General features: G+C 37.3%; 13 protein-coding genes. 2 read left to right on the forward strand and 11 right to left on the reverse strand.

The features are described from left to right. Nucleotides 1-162: 162 nt before the first annotated feature. From yihA to AC3II9_RS17805, 6 genes are all read right to left on the reverse strand, one after another. On the reverse strand, nucleotides 163-744 hold the full coding sequence (gene yihA / locus AC3II9_RS17780; protein WP_489157592.1) for a ribosome biogenesis GTP-binding protein YihA/YsxC: 582 nt from the start codon (nucleotides 742-744) through the stop codon (nucleotides 163-165). A 5-nt stretch (nucleotides 745-749) separates the two neighbouring features. Then, the gene (lon, locus tag AC3II9_RS17785; RefSeq protein WP_489157594.1) at nucleotides 750-3,086 is read right to left on the reverse strand and encodes an endopeptidase La; all 2,337 of its coding nucleotides are present in this window, start codon (nucleotides 3,084-3,086) and stop codon (nucleotides 750-752) included. Between the two features lie 252 nt (nucleotides 3,087-3,338). After that, the gene (gene clpX, locus AC3II9_RS17790; protein ID WP_391369248.1) at nucleotides 3,339-4,607 is read right to left on the reverse strand and encodes an ATP-dependent protease ATP-binding subunit ClpX; all 1,269 of its coding nucleotides are present in this window, start codon (nucleotides 4,605-4,607) and stop codon (nucleotides 3,339-3,341) included. Nucleotides 4,608-4,828: 221 nt separating this feature from the next. Further along, nucleotides 4,829-6,118 carry a trigger factor gene (gene tig, locus AC3II9_RS17795; RefSeq protein WP_489157596.1) on the reverse strand — a complete coding sequence of 430 codons (1,290 nt, stop codon included), beginning with the start codon at nucleotides 6,116-6,118 and terminating at the stop codon, nucleotides 4,829-4,831. A gap of 106 nt (nucleotides 6,119-6,224) precedes the next feature. Then, complete coding sequence (locus AC3II9_RS17800; RefSeq protein ID WP_489157598.1) at nucleotides 6,225-7,220, reverse strand: tetratricopeptide repeat protein; 996 nt, start codon at nucleotides 7,218-7,220, stop codon at nucleotides 6,225-6,227. A gap of 1,011 nt (nucleotides 7,221-8,231) precedes the next feature. Further along, the gene (locus AC3II9_RS17805) at nucleotides 8,232-8,756 is read right to left on the reverse strand and encodes a hypothetical protein (RefSeq protein WP_489157600.1); all 525 of its coding nucleotides are present in this window, start codon (nucleotides 8,754-8,756) and stop codon (nucleotides 8,232-8,234) included. A gap of 335 nt (nucleotides 8,757-9,091) precedes the next feature. Here AC3II9_RS17805 and AC3II9_RS17810 point away from each other — a divergent pair, with 335 nt between their 5' ends. Further along, nucleotides 9,092-10,321 (forward strand): saccharopine dehydrogenase family protein, encoded by a 1,230-nt coding sequence (locus tag AC3II9_RS17810; protein ID WP_391369233.1) that lies wholly within the window; start codon nucleotides 9,092-9,094, stop codon nucleotides 10,319-10,321. Nucleotide 10,322: 1 nt separating this feature from the next. Then, on the forward strand, nucleotides 10,323-11,462 hold the full coding sequence (gene nspC / locus AC3II9_RS17815; protein ID WP_489157602.1) for a carboxynorspermidine decarboxylase: 1,140 nt from the start codon (nucleotides 10,323-10,325) through the stop codon (nucleotides 11,460-11,462). 723 nt (nucleotides 11,463-12,185) lie between these two features. Here nspC and AC3II9_RS17820 read toward each other — a convergent pair. The 5 genes from AC3II9_RS17820 to AC3II9_RS17840 form a co-directional block, all read right to left on the reverse strand. Further along, a complete protein-coding gene (locus tag AC3II9_RS17820) occupies nucleotides 12,186-13,328 on the reverse strand; it encodes a Ger(x)C family spore germination protein (protein ID WP_489157603.1) in 1,143 nt (380 codons plus the stop codon). A gap of 269 nt (nucleotides 13,329-13,597) precedes the next feature. Then, entirely contained in the window at nucleotides 13,598-14,740 is a 1,143-nt protein-coding gene (locus tag AC3II9_RS17825; RefSeq protein WP_489157604.1) for a Ger(x)C family spore germination protein, read from the reverse strand. Nucleotides 14,741-14,869: 129 nt separating this feature from the next. Continuing rightward, nucleotides 14,870-16,012 carry a Ger(x)C family spore germination protein gene (locus AC3II9_RS17830; RefSeq protein ID WP_489157606.1) on the reverse strand — a complete coding sequence of 381 codons (1,143 nt, stop codon included), beginning with the start codon at nucleotides 16,010-16,012 and terminating at the stop codon, nucleotides 14,870-14,872. Beyond that, on the reverse strand, nucleotides 16,009-17,499 hold the full coding sequence (locus tag AC3II9_RS17835) for a spore germination protein (RefSeq protein WP_489157607.1): 1,491 nt from the start codon (nucleotides 17,497-17,499) through the stop codon (nucleotides 16,009-16,011). The genes AC3II9_RS17830 and AC3II9_RS17835 overlap by 4 nt, the downstream gene beginning before the upstream one ends. Further along, nucleotides 17,465-18,589, reverse strand: a complete 1,125-nt coding sequence (locus AC3II9_RS17840) for a GerAB/ArcD/ProY family transporter (RefSeq protein ID WP_489157608.1) — start codon at nucleotides 18,587-18,589, stop codon at nucleotides 17,465-17,467. Before AC3II9_RS17840 ends, AC3II9_RS17835 begins: the two co-directional genes overlap by 35 nt. Between the last annotated feature and the right edge of the window lie 73 nt (nucleotides 18,590-18,662).

Below are 18,662 nucleotides of genomic sequence, written 5' to 3' on the forward strand. Positions count from 1 at the left end.
GGCGCTTTTAGGTTGACTTCCTTATAAGAAAAACTCAAGGTTACATGCGGCCTTCGATTTCAGCCCATGCTTGTTCGAGGGCTCATACGATATGAGTCAGTCAACCGTTGCCACATGGATGTGGCGCTTTTAGGTTGACTTCCTTATAAGAAAAACTCAAGGTTACATGCGGCCTTCGATTTCAGCCCATGCTTGTTCGAAGCCAATCCCCTTCTCAGATGAGAACACGATTAATGGATCTTGCTTATCCATCTGCAATGTTTCTCGCACCACTTTTTTATGCTTATCCCATTTACCTTTCGGGATTTTATCACATTTTGTTGCAATCACAATACATGGAATATTATAGTGCTTTAAAAAGTCATACATCATGCAATCATCGGTCGTTGGTTCATGACGTAAATCAACAATGAGTACAACCGCCTTTAATAAATCACGGCCTGTAAAATATTTTTCGATCATTTTGCCCCAAGCTGCTCGCTCGGTTTTTGATACTTTTGCATAACCATAACCCGGTACGTCCACAAAAAATAACTGTTCTTCAATTTTGTAAAAGTTCAATGTTTGTGTTTTACCCGGTTTTGAAGATATACGCGCTAATGCCTTACGCCCTATCATACGGTTAATGAATGAAGATTTCCCGACGTTAGAGCGCCCTGCTAGCGCAAATTCAGGAAGTCCATCTTCAGGGTATTGCTCTGGTCTAACGGCACTAATGACCATTTCGACATTATGGACTTTCATTTTTTCTAAAACCCTCCATCAAGCGCCAGTTCAAGCACATCCTCCGCTTGTGACACTAATTTAAATGACAACTGCTCGCGAATAATTTCTGGAATATCATCAATATCGCGCTCATTGTCCTTTGGTAAAATAATGGTTGTTAAGCCTGCCCGGTGTGCACTTAACGATTTTTCTTTTACGCCACCAATCGGTAATACACGACCGCGCAGCGTCACTTCCCCTGTCATACCCACTTCACGTTTAATCGGCTTTTTCGTGATAGCTGAAACGATAGCTGTGACAATGGTAATCCCAGCTGATGGCCCATCCTTCGGCACTGCTCCTTCTGGCACGTGGATGTGTAAATCATGCTCATCAAAAAATTCTGGTTTTACACCGAGTTGATCTGTTAATGAACGCACATACGAAAGAGCTGTTTGCGCAGACTCTTTCATCACATCCCCCAGTTTCCCTGTTAGTTGTAATTTCCCTTTACCAGGCGTTAACGAAACTTCGATTTGCAATGTATCGCCACCAACTGTCGTATAGGCTAAACCTGTTGCTACACCAATCTGATTTTTTGTTTCAGCTTGCCCGTAACGGAAACGATGCTTACCAAGCATGTCAACAAGCACTTTGGAAGAAACCGTTATACGCTTCTTTTCCCCTGTCACAATAATTCTAGCCGCTTTACGACAAACCGTTGCGACTTGACGTTCTAAGCCACGCACACCTGCTTCACGCGTATAATAGCGAATTAAATCAAGGATTGCTTCATCCTTCACCGTTAATTGAGCCTTTTTCAAGCCATGTTCTTTCATTTGCTTTGGAATTAAATGATTTTTCGTAATCTCTGTCTTTTCAATTTCTGTGTAGCCAGCAATCGAAATGACTTCCATACGGTCTAAAAGTGGGCCTGGAATTGTACTTAAATCATTTGCTGTCGCAATAAATAATACATTTGATAGATCGTATGGTTCTTCAATATAATGATCGCTAAACGTATTATTTTGCTCTGGATCCAGTACTTCTAGCATCGCTGCTGATGGGTCACCACGGAAGTCATTTGACATTTTATCGATTTCATCAAGTAAAAATACGGGATTGATCGTCCCTACTTTTTTCATGCCTTGAATAATTCGACCTGGCATTGCCCCAACATACGTGCGTCGATGCCCGCGAATTTCAGACTCATCGCGCACGCCACCAAGTGACATACGCACAAATTTACGATCTAAACTTTCCGCAATTGAGCGCGCTAAACTTGTTTTACCAACACCTGGAGGCCCAGCTAAACAAATAATCGGACCACGCAATGAATTCATCAATTGACGTACAGATAAGTATTCCAAAATACGCTCTTTTACTTTATCTAAACCTGTATGGTCACGATTTAAAATTTCTTCAGCATAGTTGATATCTAAACGGTCTTCTGTTTTTACGTCCCATGGAATGGATACTAACCATTCTACATAGTTTCGAATTACGCCACTTTCTGCACTTGCAGCTGGTAATTTTTCATAGCGGTCTAATTCTTTTAACGCCACTTGACGTGTTGATTCAGGCATATTTGCTGCTTCAATACGCTTACGTAAATCAGAGACCTCGCCTGTCTTACCATCCCGATCTCCAAGTTCTTGTTGAATTGCCTTCATTTGTTCGCGAAGGAAATATTCTTTTTGTGTACGTTCCATCGCTTGCTTTACTTTTGTATTAATTTTCTTCTCAAGCGCCATTACTTCCTGCTCATCGTGCAAACGAATAATTAAGTAGTCCAAACGCTTTTTAATATTAAAAATACTTAAAACTTCTTGCTTCTCCGCTACTTTCAATGGTAAATGAGAAGAAATAACATCTGTTAAACGACCCGGCTCTTCAATATCTTTCACAGATTCAATTGTTTCAGTTGTAATCTTATTGGACATTTTAGCGTACTTCTCGAAATAGCCACCTAATGTACGCATTAATGCTTCTATTTCTGCATCTTTCGTTGTTGAATCTTCGTACAGTTCAATATCAGCAGATGTAAATTGATCTCCGTCTTGATAATTTACCATCTTCGCCCGTACAATGCCTTCAACTAAAATACGTAAAGTACCATTTGGCAATTTCAACATTTGCTTTACATTTGCCACTGTCCCTACATCATACAAATCATTTTTCTCCGGAGACTCTACACGCATATCCTGTTGTGTAGCTAAATATATGCGGCTATCGTTTAACATTGCATGTTCAAGCGCTGCTACTGAGCGTTCACGGCCAACATCAATATGTAGCACCATTGATGGGAATACTAGTAATCCCCTTAAAGGGAGTAACGGAACATTTTCTTCGATTTTTTTCACGCGGGTATTCACCTCCATCCAAAATCAATACGCAACAACCCGCAATTGTAGTATGTGTGTAAATACGATTTTCATAATCAAACTATGTATAGCGGACTTTAACAAAAAGCTGACGTCGACTGTGCTAAAAGCGACACGTACGAAGCCAGCTTTTTATAATGTCCATTTTTTAAAGAAAGATTGGAGTAAAATTACTTTTGCATTCATGCATTGCCTTTTTTACTGCCATATCCATCCACTAATCGATTGGCATAAATCATAATTGTTTATTTATGCAGAAGTTTTTTCATTATCTTTTTTATATACTGTCCCATCTGCTAAAAGAAGTTTCGGTTCAGCTTTGTTCGTAATTGTCTCAGCCGTAATAATGCATTTTACAATATCATCACGCGATGGTAATTCATACATTACATCTAACATTGTTGCCTCAATAATCGAACGTAGTCCACGTGCTCCCGTTTTACGTTCGATAGCAAGTTTAGAGATTTCTACTAAAGCTTCTTCTTCAAACTCTAGTTCAACATTATCTAATTCCAACATTTTTTGATATTGCTTCGCTAATGCATTTTTCGGCTCTGTTAAAATACGTACTAATGCATCTACATTTAACTGCTCTAAAGAAGCTAATACTGGCAGACGACCAATAAACTCTGGAATTAAACCAAATTTTAATAAGTCTTCAGGAATCAACTGAGAAAGTAATGAACCTTCTACTTCCTCTTGCTTATTCGGATTGGATCCGAAACCAATTACTTTTTCGCCTTGACGACGCTTAATAATTCCCTCAATACCATCAAATGCACCACCTACGATGAATAGGATATTTGATGTATCGATTTGTAAAAATTCTTGATGTGGGTGCTTACGTCCACCTTGTGGAGGCACACTTGCTACTGTACCTTCAAGAATTTTTAATAATGCTTGTTGTACACCTTCACCAGACACATCCCGTGTAATGGATGGATTTTCTGATTTACGCGCTACTTTATCAATTTCATCGATGTAAATAATCCCTTTTTCTGCACGCTCGATATCATAATCTGCTGCTTGGATTAGTTTTAATAGGATGTTTTCTACATCTTCTCCTACATAACCCGCTTCTGTTAAAGAAGTTGCATCAGCAATAGCAAAAGGTACATTTAAAATTCGTGCTAATGTTTGTGCTAGTAATGTTTTACCGCTACCAGTTGGCCCGATTAACACGATATTTGATTTTGATAACTCTACATCATCGATTTTTGAATTCGAATTAATGCGTTTATAGTGATTGTACACGGCAACGGCTAACGCTTTCTTGGCACGTTCTTGTCCAATTACATACTCATCTAAAATACCAAGAATTTCTTTTGGTTTTGGAATATCTTTAAACTCAATCTCTTCTTCCACACCTAGCTCTTCAACGACGATTTCAGAGCATAGCTCGATACATTCATCACAAATATATACCCCTGGACCTGCAACCAGTTTACGAACTTGTTCTTGTGGTTTTCCACAGAAAGAGCACTTTAAATTGCCTTTTTCATCATTAAATTTAAACAATTTGTTTCACCCCTATTCAAGCAACAATCTTACAAGATTCTGTGACCTTTATCAAATATATTGACTGTCAAAATCATTGCCTCTATGTATACTGTTAAAAATTATGTATAAAAATTGAAGATAAATGTGATAAAACAAGGCACGGGAACTCCGTACCTTGTTTTTACTTATAAAGTCCATTTTATACAACTTGATACTAGCTGTCGTATATTTCCAATCAATTACTCAGAGATTTTAGCGTTCTCTACTAATAATTCAACTGTTTTCTTTGTTTTGATATCGTTTTCTAAGATAGCAGTGCCACCTAAAGCTGTTTTGATTTGCTCAACTGTCATACCGAATTGAGTAGCCATTGCATCTAATTCTGCAGTGATGTCTTCTTCAGTTACTTCAACGTTTTCTGCTTTTGCGATTGCTTCTAAAGTTAATGCAACGCGTACGCGGTTTTCAGCATCAGCTTTCATTTGCTCACGTAAAGCTTCTTCATTTTGACCTGAGAATTGGAAGTATAAGTCAAGGTTCATACCTTGCATTTGAAGGCGTTGACCGAATTCTTGAACCATACGATCTAATTCCGTGTTAATCATACCAGCTGGAATTTCCATTTCAGCGTTTTCTGCTGCTTTTTCTACTAAATCATCACGTAATGCACCTTCTGATTCAGCTTTCTTTTGCTCAGCAGTTTGCTCTTTAATTTTAGCACGTAACGCTTCTAAAGTTTCAACTTCTGGGTCGATTTCTTTAGCAAACTCATCGTTTAATTCTGGAAGTACTTTTGTTTTTACTTCTTTAACCGCTACTTTGAACGTAGCTTCTTTACCTGCAAGTTCAGCAGCGTGGTATTCTTCTGGGAATGTTACAACTACGTCTTTAGATTCGCCAGCTTTAACACCTACTAATTGCTCTTCAAAGCCTGGGATGAATGAACCAGAACCGATTTCTAGTGCGTAATCTTCACCTTTACCACCTTCGAATGCTTCTTCACCTAGGAAACCTTCGAAATCGATTACAGCTGTGTCGCCTTCTACGATCGCGCCGTCTTCTTTAATTTCAAGTTCAGCTTTTTTCGCTAATTGATCTTGAATTTGTGCTTCTACTTCTTCATCCGTTACTTCAGTTGGAAGTTTTGTTACTTCTAAACCTTTGTATGCGCCTAATTTTGGCTCTGGCTTCACTGTTACAGTCGCTGTGAAAGTGAATGCTTTACCTTTTTCGAAGTTTTCTGTTCCAGCGATTTCTGGGTAGTCAACTGGCTCGATACCTGCTTCATCAATTGCATTTGAGTATGCATCTGGAATAACGATTTCTAAAGCATCTTGATAAAGCGCTTCTACGCCATATTTTTTCTCGAATAGTGGACGAGGCATTTTTCCTTTACGGAAACCTGGTTCGTTGATTTGTACTACGATTTTTTTGAATGCTTTGTCTAAAGCTTTATTTACTTCTTCAGCAGAAACTTCAATTGTTAATAACCCTTGGTTTCCTTCTTGTTTTTCCCATTTTACTGACATATAGATGACCTCCAAAATAAGTTTAAGGTTGTGTACCAATTGTTTCGTTTTATACGATTTGACAACCATTTTAGTATAACATAGATGAGCTGAGTTTCAACTTTTTTCACATATGTTGTAATTCTGTTAACTTTTCTAACTGTTGGAGAAAGTCGATTATCTCATAATCCATCTCCTGTACTTTGCCGAACATTTGTCGAACAAAATCAATATAACCTATCGCCACGTCTTCATCATCGTAATCGAGCCATTCAAATGGATACGTTGCAATGGCATGTTTTGTGATGAGATGTTGCACAAGTTCTAATGTAGATGGCTCTTGATGTAATTTTTCTAAAATAATCGTTGTAATGGCCTGAAAATGAGGTAACCCTGTCGGCAATTCAAGCTCAACTGGATTGACTATTCGGGCTCGATTAAACTTTTTAACCTCCACATCTATTACCACCTCTTGCTCGACTAATAAAATAAGAAGCAAACTTTTAATAAACGGGTGGGTCTTTTCATGTTCAATTACTTCCTTTAGTATCTGTGCAATGGGTCGAACATTGATCATTGTTAACTCTTGCGCCATGACAAGCTGTTCCTCGGTCGTTTTTTCAAGAAATTGTGCTGTTGACAACTCATTGTCGATCATTTCTTGCGCGATTAGTTGTTCTTCTTGCACGCGCTTCTTTTCCACAATATCAGCATTTAAATTTTTGAGCCGTAGAAATTTGTCAAGTTGTTCGTCTGGAATTACTTCTTCTTCTAACAACGATTCAATAATTTTTTCTACTTGTTGAAATTGGCGTAATTGCATACAAATCGTTAAGTATAACTCCATCGCCTCAAAGTACATAGAAGGACCTATTTCTAAAAGGCGTTCACAAATTTCTTTTGCCTTCTCAAAATCACGCGCCTCATATAATGAATAGGCATACACACTTAACGTCGTTTCATCTCCGTACGTATACTGCAAAGCTTCAGCAAATTTTTGGTTCGCTAAATCATATTGATATTGTTCTACGTATTCATGTGCTTGTGACAACAATTGCTCTACTGTGCCAGGAAACATTACGACATTTTCAAACACTTGCAGCCCTTTTTTCTTCTTCTTCAAAACGTCTTCACTCCCGGTCCTGACCTTTATATGTACCCATTTTACAAAGGAATGCCCGATTGAACAATTATTAGTCACAATCTCGTTCTTTTTATTTCCCTCAACGCTTCGTATTTGGTATACAGGCAAAAATATTACTGTGCTATAGTCTACGAGATTAGAAGGAGCAAAACAATACATTACGGATTTATTGGTTTTAATAATATACTTAGAATGAGCAAATCCTGAAACATATATTACCATTGTATTAACCGTTGATTTCCGCTTCATTCGGCTCGCTTTCCACGGGCATGGCTTCAGCCTCCTCGTCGCTCGTACCTCGCTCCTGCGGGGTCTTCAGCTCATGCTTTTCCCGTAGGAGTCTCGCCGATTCCACTTCAATCAACTGGCAAGTCATTTTTGATCACGTTTTGCTAAAAATACGCTTCTATAAAGGAAATATTTTGTTAATCAACACACCTAGCTAAAAATAAATAAAGATACTCATTCATGACGGTAGAGGCTAGGTAATTACACTTGCAAATAGGAAGAAAATAATTTCTTTTAGTAAGAGAAATATTTTTCTAGCACATCGAGAAGCATTGACTTTTGCCGTAGCGCGCCATAGCCACAGGAGCCAAGATTTCTTTGCGACGAAAGCGCAAGCGTCAGGAGCAGGAACAGGAGATCCAAACAGGCCACGCCTGTTTTAGCTCCTGTGTAGGCTGTGGCAAAGCGCGGAGGCTATGATACCAACCTTTCACTATTTAAATGATATTTTAAGATGCATTTTTGCTCATTACGAGTAATATTGTAATAGTCAGTATAAAAGGCATGTTTAAATTATAGTAAGAACTTCGAAACATTCATATAAACTGATGCAATTCAAACTTGCACATTGCTGTAACAGCGGTAATGAAAAAAGACGATCATTTACAATAAATAGCTACCCGTTAATACACGATAAATAAAAGGATGCTACTTCAATCACGAAGTGCACCCTAATTTTAGACAGATAGAAAATATCCATCATTATTCGTATAATGTATCATCAATAAAGCCAATATTTTTCTTGAATTTTTCACGCCCTAAAATACCTACATATAGCGCGAGTAATAATCCCATAAATAGAAGAGAAGAGAGTTCAAAATAACTGAGTGCAGTGTGTTGGACAAAATCTACAATTTGTCTTTCAACCCTTCCTGGTACACCTACTTGCGGTAATGCGTTCATGCAAAAATACGTAAAGAGTTGAACCGTCGAAAGGGCAATTAAAAATCCAAATGTTGATAATTTAACAATATACTTCCCCTCTACGATGACCCGATAAATAAAGTTAACCATTAATATCATGACAATGACATGTACTAATATACTCATCAGTAACAGCGGTAAATACAGGGGATGCATTACCTCAGCAAAGCCTTGAAGTGCTATTTTCGGAATAATATTTCCCGTACTTACACTAACCATGACAAAAAATAAAATAAAAACTGTGTAACTTAAAGGGTTAAGCATTCGACTTAAAATAAAACCTAACATAAACACTCTTGACATCCTCATCACCTTCTTTTCGTATTAATAGGTTACATATGGGGTATTCTTTTTCATGCTATTTTACACTTTATGCTCTACTGCTTTTTTCAACAACTCATATGACTATACAAAAGCCGAAAACGAACATTTTCACTTTCGCTCTTTATGTACGTTTTTTTCTGTATTATACAATATTTTTCTAAAATTTTTCCAGTTGTTTTTCTTTTTATTATTGGCTTTTCACTACTAAAAATACACCTATTTTTTGTTGGTAAAAAATCATTGCTAGCACCGTAAGTATTCTGTATAATCAATCTTGTTTTAAATACTGACACACTAGGGAGCGTGACAAGAAATTGGGTAAAGCATTGATTATTGGAGCTGGCGGTGTTGCTAGCGTAGTGGTACACAAATGTGTGCAAAACTCTGAAGTATTCGAAGAGATTATGATCGCGAGTCGAACAAAATCAAAATGTGATGCTTTAAAAGAAAAATTAGACGGCGGTAAAACAATCATCCATACTGCACAGGTGGATGCGGACAATACGGACGAGCTAATTGAACTAATCAATGGATTTAAACCAGATGTGGTAATTAACGTAGCTTTACCATATCAAGACTTAACTATTATGGATGCATGTTTAGCAACAAAAACGCACTACGTAGATACTGCAAACTACGAGCCGTTAGATACTGCTAAATTCGAATATAAATGGCAATGGGCTTATAAAGAGCGCTTTGAAGAAGCAGGTATTACTGCACTTTTAGGCTCTGGTTTCGACCCAGGTGTAACAGGCGTATTCACAGCGCATGCACAAAAACACCATTTCGATGAAATTCACTACATCGATATCGTTGATGCAAACGGTGGTGACCATGGTCTTCCGTTCGCAACAAACTTCAACCCAGAAATTAACATTCGCGAAATTACAGCAAACGGCCGTTTCTGGAAAGAGGGCGAATGGGTAGAAACTGAGCCATTAGAATACAAAATGGTCTACGATTTACCAGAGATTGGTCCAAAAGATTGCTACCTTCTATATCATGAGGAATTAGAATCTTTAGCGAAAAACATTAAAGGCTTAAAACAAATCCGCTTCTGGATGACATTTGGTGAAAAATATTTAACGCACTTACGCGTGTTAGAAAACGTTGGGATGACTTCAATTGAGCCAATCGAATTTGAAGGTCAAATGATTCAACCAATTCAATTCTTAAAAGCGGTTTTACCAGACCCAGCGACACTTGGACCACTTACAAAAGGTAAAACAAACATCGGATGTATCGTTCGCGGTATTAAGGATGGCAAGGAAAAAACTTACTATGTTTATAACGTATGTGACCACCAAGAATGTTACCGTGAAGTTGGTTCGCAAGCGATTTCTTACACAACAGGTGTACCAGCAATGATTGGTGCAATGCTTGTGATGAATGGCGAGTGGCAAAAACCTGGCGTGTGGAATGTAGAAGATTTCAATCCAGACCCATTCATGGATGCGTTAAACAAATGGGGTCTACCATGGCAAGAAACTGAAAACCCTGAACTAGTCGACTTAGACTTCACTTCAAAAGAAGAGGCTAAATAAGATGAAGCAAATCGATTGGAAAGCAGCTCCATCTCCTTCTTTCGTAGTAGATGAGCGCTTATTAAAACGCAACTGGGAAATTTTAAAATCTGTACAAGATCGAACAGGCTGCGATATTTTACTTGCTCTAAAGGGCTTTTCAATGTGGTCTACTTTTCCGCTAGCACGTAATTATCTTGCTGGTATTACATCGTCTTCTTTATTTGAAGCGCGACTAGGGTTTGAGGAATTCGGTAAGGAAGTTCATGCCTATGCACCTGCATACGCTGAGCATGAAATTGATGAATATTTAACTTATGTTGACCACATTGTATTCAACTCATTCGACCAATTAAACAAGTATAAAGAAAAAGTTTTAAATCATGAAAAAAATATCTCAATTGGTTTACGCGTAAACCCTGGATATTCCGAGGTAGAAACGCCACTTTATGATCCTTGTTATGTTAACTCTCGTCTAGGGATTCCGTTCGAGTCGTTTCGCCCTGATGAGCTTGATGGTGTTGAAGGCATTCATTTCCATGCAATGTGTGAACAAGGTGCAGATGTACTAGAGCGTATTTTAGTACACTTCGAGGAAAAATACGGGCAGTACTTACATCAAATGAAGTGGGTAAACTTTGGTGGTGGTCACCATATTACGCGCGAAGACTATGATGTAGAATTATTAGTCCAACTGATTAACCGTATTCAGGACACATATGATGTCAAGGTTATTTTAGAGCCTGGTGAAGCTTGTGCCTTAAATACAGGGTACCTTGTTGCTACTGTGCTTGATACGATAAAAAATGGGATGGATTTAGCAATTTTAGATACATCCGCTACTTGCCATATGCCAGATACGCTTGAAATGCCGTACCGTCCGATGATTATCGGTTCTGGCATGCCAAACGAGAAAAAGTATACATACCGTTTAGGTGGTATGACTTGTCTTGCTGGTGATGTAATTGGGGATTATTCATTCGACGAACCATTAAAGCCTGGCGATCGTTTAGTATTTACAGATATGGCGCACTATACAATGGTAAAAACGCATATGTTTAATGGTGTTAACTTACCAAGTATTTGTCTATACAATGAAGAAGAAGGCATGAAAGTCATTCGTACATTCCACTATGAAGATTATCGTAACCGCCTTTCATAAAGACCAGTTGCCGTTTAAAAAGGCATTTTGCGACTAACATAGGAGCAATATTTCTTAATGAATGATCATTAGGGGGTGTTCTGAAAGTTTTTACTTTCGGAACATCCCCCTTTTAGTTTTCATCACGATAGAAACTGTATTCCCCTACTAATGGCGGGTCAAATCCGTCCAATTTACCTCAGTTTTAGTTAAAAATGAGCGTTTTTATTTAAAAACAGGCCATTTTACGACTAGCTGTTATGATAAAAAAGATAGAAATATACTAAAAAGAGAACGCTTGTGGAAGGGAAAAATCAGTGCAAATAAGTATCTTTTCGGATGCAACATGAAAAGAATCAAACTATTTTTGGGAAATATACGGCGTCCTTCACCATAGTTAAGATAGGCCTTTATAATTCAAGCATCTATTAAAATCATAATCTTTTCTCTATAACGATTAAAATAAATCAAAAAAAATTATAAACTTGTTTTAAAAAAACGCTAAAATGTACATTCATCGTTTTGGATATACAACTTAATTAAGAATAAGCGCCATTTAGGTAAATAGACCTAATTTAACACTTATTTAAAATTAAGTTGTATATGAATTTTGCGATGTGCCATAATCATGTCATGTAAAATCATGTGTTTCGATAAATGGTCGTAACAAAATCTACTTCTGTTATTAAAGCTTGTAGGCACAAAAACATTGTAAAAATTTCATTCAATTACGTCAAAAAAGCTTTAATCTTTTTTAATCGTCTCTGTAAATTCTTTACGTGCTGCACTGAGCTTTTCAATATATACTTCAATCGAGGCAATCGAATCCGCATTAAGCGGTACTTGCCCATCTTTCTCTACCTGTTTCCAATGCTTGACGTTTTGCTTGTATGCGTAATTGGATAAATTATAAATATCGATATTACTTTTCAATGCACGTTGATACGTTTCCTCTACCTTCTTTTTAACTTCTTGTATTACGGTTTCTTGTATTTGTTTTTTCGTAATTTCTGTGTGAAAGTCACTTGCAATTGCATCTAGCTTAATTGTAATATCGAACACAAATTCTTCATTTTTGGGCTTTGCTTTCACGTTCACTTTAATGTTTTCTACGACTACAGTTACAGGCTTATCATTAATGGAATATGTTAACTGTCCTCGCTTTATTTCGTTGTTCATAAACCGTAAACCTTCAATTTCTTCCTCTTTAAAGGTTTTTTTGAGTCCGTCTCGTGCCGTAATCGCCACACCTTCGAATTCGATTGCCTTTTGTGTTTCCTTTTGAGATTTCCAATCTTTAGATAATTTTATATATGGTATCGCAATACTATAATTTGGCTCGTTTAATGCTATATTAAATTGTCTAAAATCAATCGGTACAAGAAACGAATCTTGGGAGAAAGAGTTAAGTGGTATCGTTAATTTAGAAAGAGAAATTGGTTTATTTAAAACAGGAGTTACTAACATCAGTTCTGATAAATCATCGCCTGTTCCATATACCCAAATTTCATACCTTGTTTCTCGGTAGCGATTAAAAGAATCCACTACTAAATTAGCTCTACCTTCTTTAAGTGCCTCATTTGACAATACAACAAACGATAAATGCCCCCAAAACAGACGCATATCTAATGAATGGTACATATTAAAAAATGCCTTTGCTATCGTTTCACCACGAGCAATCCCAATCTCCGTTTGAACTGCTTCTGGGTTAGGCTGTTCCGTTTTCGCAACATTTGTAAAATCAATTAGTTGCATATACACTACATACTCTTCATCCACATAATCTACGCCTACACCAAAAACATAATACATTCTTTCTGGCTCCGTTACATCCCAGCAACCTGCCAGTATCATTACACTTAGTACAATACTCCACCATTTCTTCATTTTGTATCATCACTTCTTATATTGGCTTTTATTTTAAACATCATCAATCTTTTTGATAGCCCCATCTATACGAAACCCATTATCCCTTAATGTTATTATTCGGCTTTATGCTCAGACTTGCAGGATGTCGTGGGGCAGTCACAGGTGACAGTTATTGCTGTCTTTTTTACAATAAAATTTCCCCTTAAACCTTTGGAATGTTAACATACGGAGCATGACACAAATTTTTTACGATTGATCATCAGTTGGCGTAAGGAGAAGCAACAAAGTTACTTTTGCTTGATCGTTTCTGTAAATTCTTTACGTGCTGCGCTGAGCTTTTCAATGTATACATCAATTGAAGCGATGGAGTCTTCATCAAGCGGTACTTGCCCATCCTTTTCCACTTTTCCCCACTGTTTCACATGTTGTTTGTATGCATAGTTAGATAAATTATAAATATCGATTTCCTTTTCTACCGCTTTTTCATATGTTTCCTTCACTTTTTTTGCTACCTCTTCTGTCACTTTTTCCTTCACTTGCTTCTTTGTAATTTCTGTATGAAAGTCACTCGCAATCGCATTTAGCTTGATTGTAATATTAAACAGAAACTTTTCATTTTTCACTGTCGCTTTTACATCCACTTTCACATTTTCTATGACTACTGTGACAGGCGCTCCATTAGTGAAATACGTTAATTCTCCTCGTTTCGTTTCATTCTTCATAAACCGTAAACCGTCAATTTCACCCTGTCTAAAAATGCCTTTTAGTCCGTCTCGTGCTGTAATCGCCACACCTTCGAATTCGATTGCCTTTTGTGTTTCTTTTTCCGTTCTCCAATTTTTAGATAATTTAATATACGGAATCGCTACACTATAACTCGGTTCATTAAGCGCTATAATAAATTGCCGGAAATTGACGGGTACAAGAAAAGACTCTTGGGAAAAGGAATTAAGCGGTATAATTAATTTAGAAAGAGCAAACGATTTATTTAACACAGGTGTTGCCAACATCACCTCTGTTAAGTCGCTCCCTGTTCCGTATATCCAAATTTGATACCTTGTTTCCCGGTACCGATTAAACAGATTAACCACTGTATTCGCTCCCGCTTCCTGAAGAGCGGCTTCCGATAATACAACAAAGGTTAAATGGCCCCAAAATAAGCGCATGTCAAACGTCTGATACAAATTGAAAATCGCCTCATCTAATGTTTTACCCCGAGCAATTCCTCGCTCATTTTGCACTACTTCCGGATTAGGCTGTTCCGTTTTCGCGACATTCGTAAAATTACCTAACTGCATATAGAGCACGTATTCTTCGTCCACATAATCTACACCTACACCTAAAACATAATACATTCTTTCAGCCTCTCTCACGTCCCAACAGCCTGTTAGTATGCTTATGCTTAGAATAATCATCCACCATCTCTTCATTTTGCATCATCACTTCTTATAAAGTCTTTTAGTTTTAACATACTAGGTCCGTTTCTTATAAACCCTCTGTTCCTAATTGAAATCTTGTTTTACGATACAAACTTTTGGATTAATTACTTCGAAAAACGTTTATTTTTCCTTAATTGTTTCTGTAAATTCTTTACGTGCTGCGCTAAGCTTTTCAATATATATATCAATCGAGGCGATCGAATCCTTATCAAGTGGTACTTGCCCATCTTTTTCTACTTGTTTCCACTGTTTCACATGTTGTTTATACGCATAATTAGATAAATTGTAAATATCGATATTCTTTTTTAGCCCGTTTTCATATGTTTCCTCTACTTTTTTTCGAATTTCTTTTATGACCGTTTCCTCGATTTGTGTCTTTGTAATTTCTGTATGAAAGTCACTTGCAATCGCATTCAGCTTAATCGTAATATCAAATACAAATTTGTCATTTTTGGCTGTTGCCTTCACATCTACTTTAATATTCTCTACGGTTACGGTTACCGGCTTATTTTCAATGGAATATGTTAAAATCCCTCGCTCTGTTTCGTTCTTCATAAACCGTAAACCTTCAATTTCTTCCTCTTTAAAAATTACTTTTAGCCGGTCTCTTCCCGTAACGGCAACCCCTTCAAACTTGATTTGCTTTTGCTTTCCCTTTTCGGATGCCCAATTTTCAGATAATTTTATATAAGGTATAGCTACACTATAATTAGGCTCAGTCAACGCCATAATAAATTGCCGAAAATTAATCGGTACAAGAAAGGATTCTTGGGAGAAAGAATTGTGTGGTATCGTTAATTTAGAAAGAGAAATCGATTTATTTAACACAGGTGTCACTAACATGATTTCTGATACATCATCCCTTGTACCATATATCCAAATTTGATACCTTGTTTCCCGGTAACGATTGAAGGCATTTACAACTGTATTCGCTCCCCCTTGTTGAAGAGCCGCTTCTGACAATACAACAAAGGATAAATGCCCCCAAAATAAGCGCAGATCCAACGAATGATACAAATTAAAAAACGCCTCATACATTGTTTCGCCATATGCTACCCCAATCTCCGTTTGGGTTGCTTCTGGATTAGGTTGTTCACTTTTAGCTACATTTGTAAAATCGATTAACTGTACATAAATTTTATATTGACTATCAACATAATCGACGCCTACACCGTAAATATAATACATTGTTTCAGGTTCTTTTACGTCCCAGCAGCCTGCGAGCATGACTGTACTGACAAAAATAAGCCACCATCTTTTCATTTTGCATCATCGCTTCTCGTACTATCGTTTGGCTTTAACATACTCGGTCGCTTTTTATAGCTTGTTGCTCCTAAGCGAAAGAATGACTTAGCGATGGACTGTATACTTAAATCTGCTGTGATGTTAATATACGGCACACCGAATACCTTAATATGACTTACATACATTAATGTAAAAAACAGCGAAGTGAAAAACCCAAAAAGCCCAAAAAATGCGGTAATGATGACAAAGGCAATTCGCAGCAAACTTACCGTAGCCATGATGGATTGATTAGAAAGAGTAAAAACAGCAATGGTCGAAATGGCTATAATAACAACCATCGCAGGACTCGTAACACCCGCGCGAATCGCTGCATCTCCAATAATTAACCCTCCTACAACGCTAATCGTTCCACCAATCACGGATGGTAACCGCAAGCCCGCCTCTCGGAATAACTCAAAGAATAACAGCATGATGAGCATTTCAAGGGCAGATGGAAACGGCAAACCTGTATTTGCTTGTACGATGGTCGCTAGTAACTGAAGTGGAATTTGATTTTGATGAAATGTCGTAAGTGCCAACCAAAAAGCAGGAAGTAACAATCCGATAAATAACCCAATGAGACGTAACATACGTTCAAATGAGCTATAAAGAACGGTCGTTTCATTATCTTCCCCTGATTTAAGGAGCAGGAAAAAATTCACTGGCAAAACAATAGCGTATGCTGTGCCATCAACGAAGATAATATAGCGCCCCCTTGTTAACGCTTGTACAACAGAGTCCGGACGACCCGTATAATCACAGCGCGGGAAAGCAAACATCCCATTATTAATACTTTCCATCAAAATATTACCTGAAAAAATAACATCTACATCGATCTTTTGTATTTGCTGTTTAATTTCTGTTAAAATTTTTTTATCGACCACATCATCAAAATACAAGATAGCGATATTTGTCTTTGATCTTGCCCCAGCTTGAACTTTTTCAACGACAAGGGAATTGGTAGGAAGTCGCTTTCGAACAAGGGCGATATTCGTACCAACATCTTCAATAAAATTATCCCGTGGCCCATTGATTGCTACTTCAAGATTCGTCTCTTCAGGGCTTCGATTTGGTTTGTTTGCAATGTTAGTAGCTAATAATAATTGCTTGCTTGTCAGCATAATTAAACAATGCCCGCTAAATACTAGGGAAATACAGCTTTCAATATCTGATACTTTCTGCAATTGAGGAAGTGGTAGTATTTCTTCAATCTTTTGAGTGCCTTTATTATTGTGATTACTTTCTTCTGCGGTAGATTGATTTTGTTGGTCGCTACTACTTTCTACCGTTTTTTTTAACTCAGGAATGACAAATTCGTACAGTAAACGTTCATCAATCATTGCTTCACACGTCACGATATGCACGGTTTCATTTTGAAAAACAAAATGTTGGAACTTCACATCACCCGAATGTTGAAATGTTTGCTTCAGCTCATTGAACGTAATCGCCTTGTTTTGGTTTTGCATCACTCATATCCTCCTGCCTACGTCCCTTTTTACGCCTCGTAAGTAAAGCAAAAATAAAGCCTAGCAGTAGTAATAAAATACAGGTTGAAATTAAAATATGATAATTATTGATGTTTAAAAATGTTTGCTCATCTACGAGCATTAACATGAGACAAACAATACCAAAGGGAGGTGCTATATAATACCACACCTGTTTCGTTTGTTTCTGTACACCCCACAGCTCTGTCACAATATATAAATAAAAACTAATCCGTATAAAAGCCCCTGTCATCCATTGATAAACGGACAAGAAATCCATATGACTAATAAATTGACCAATACTCGCTAATCCCCATTCTTCATAAGCAGGATAGCGCTGTTTAGATGCTTCTTCAGGACCAAATTCAACAATGGCCCCAATTAATGGTCCCATCGTAAGACCAACAAGGATAAATAACATCAGGATAAAATGCTTATACTTGATTTGGGTCTTAACATGGTGCTGAATAAAAATTAACAATAAAAGCTCCGTAAAACCCGCCGCCGGAAAAACAACAGCTACTAACACCGGCTCCATGCCATGCTCTAGCATCGGTTGCAGCAAGCTATAGTCCTTTACTTTAATATTGACAAAGGCGACTAGAAATCCGAATACAATAACGCCAAACAATACGACGACATTTAAGATTACCATCGTTTGTAAGCCTCTTGTAGCAAGTGTTATGCAAAGAATAAAGTATACACCAAATAAAATTAACATCGGTGTTGTCGGCAAAAATGTAGTGTTGATCCATTGAAGCATTTCCACCATCGTAAAAGCGCCTAAAAGTAAGAGGAGTAAACTAATTATCCATTTTATAGCTACCGCTATAAGCGCACTTTTTTTTTCTAACAAGCTCATAAATGATTGATTCTCTAACCTTTTTGTAATGAGCGATAAAAGCAACAACCACGGAACGAGAATGCCCGCCGCGATTAAGACACTCATCCACCCGTCACGCTTTGCTTGTTCTAAAATAGGGGGTAAAATGGTTACATGATTTTTTAGCCCAATTACAGTCATACATAAAAAAATAACGTGCAACACACTGAATTTAACTGATTTTTCCATATTATCTACCTAACATTCATTTTCGTTTTAGTATTGTCAATACATGGAGATAATATTCGAAATACCAAAAATC

It is taken from the genome of Lysinibacillus sp. RU7 (assembly GCF_057837305.1).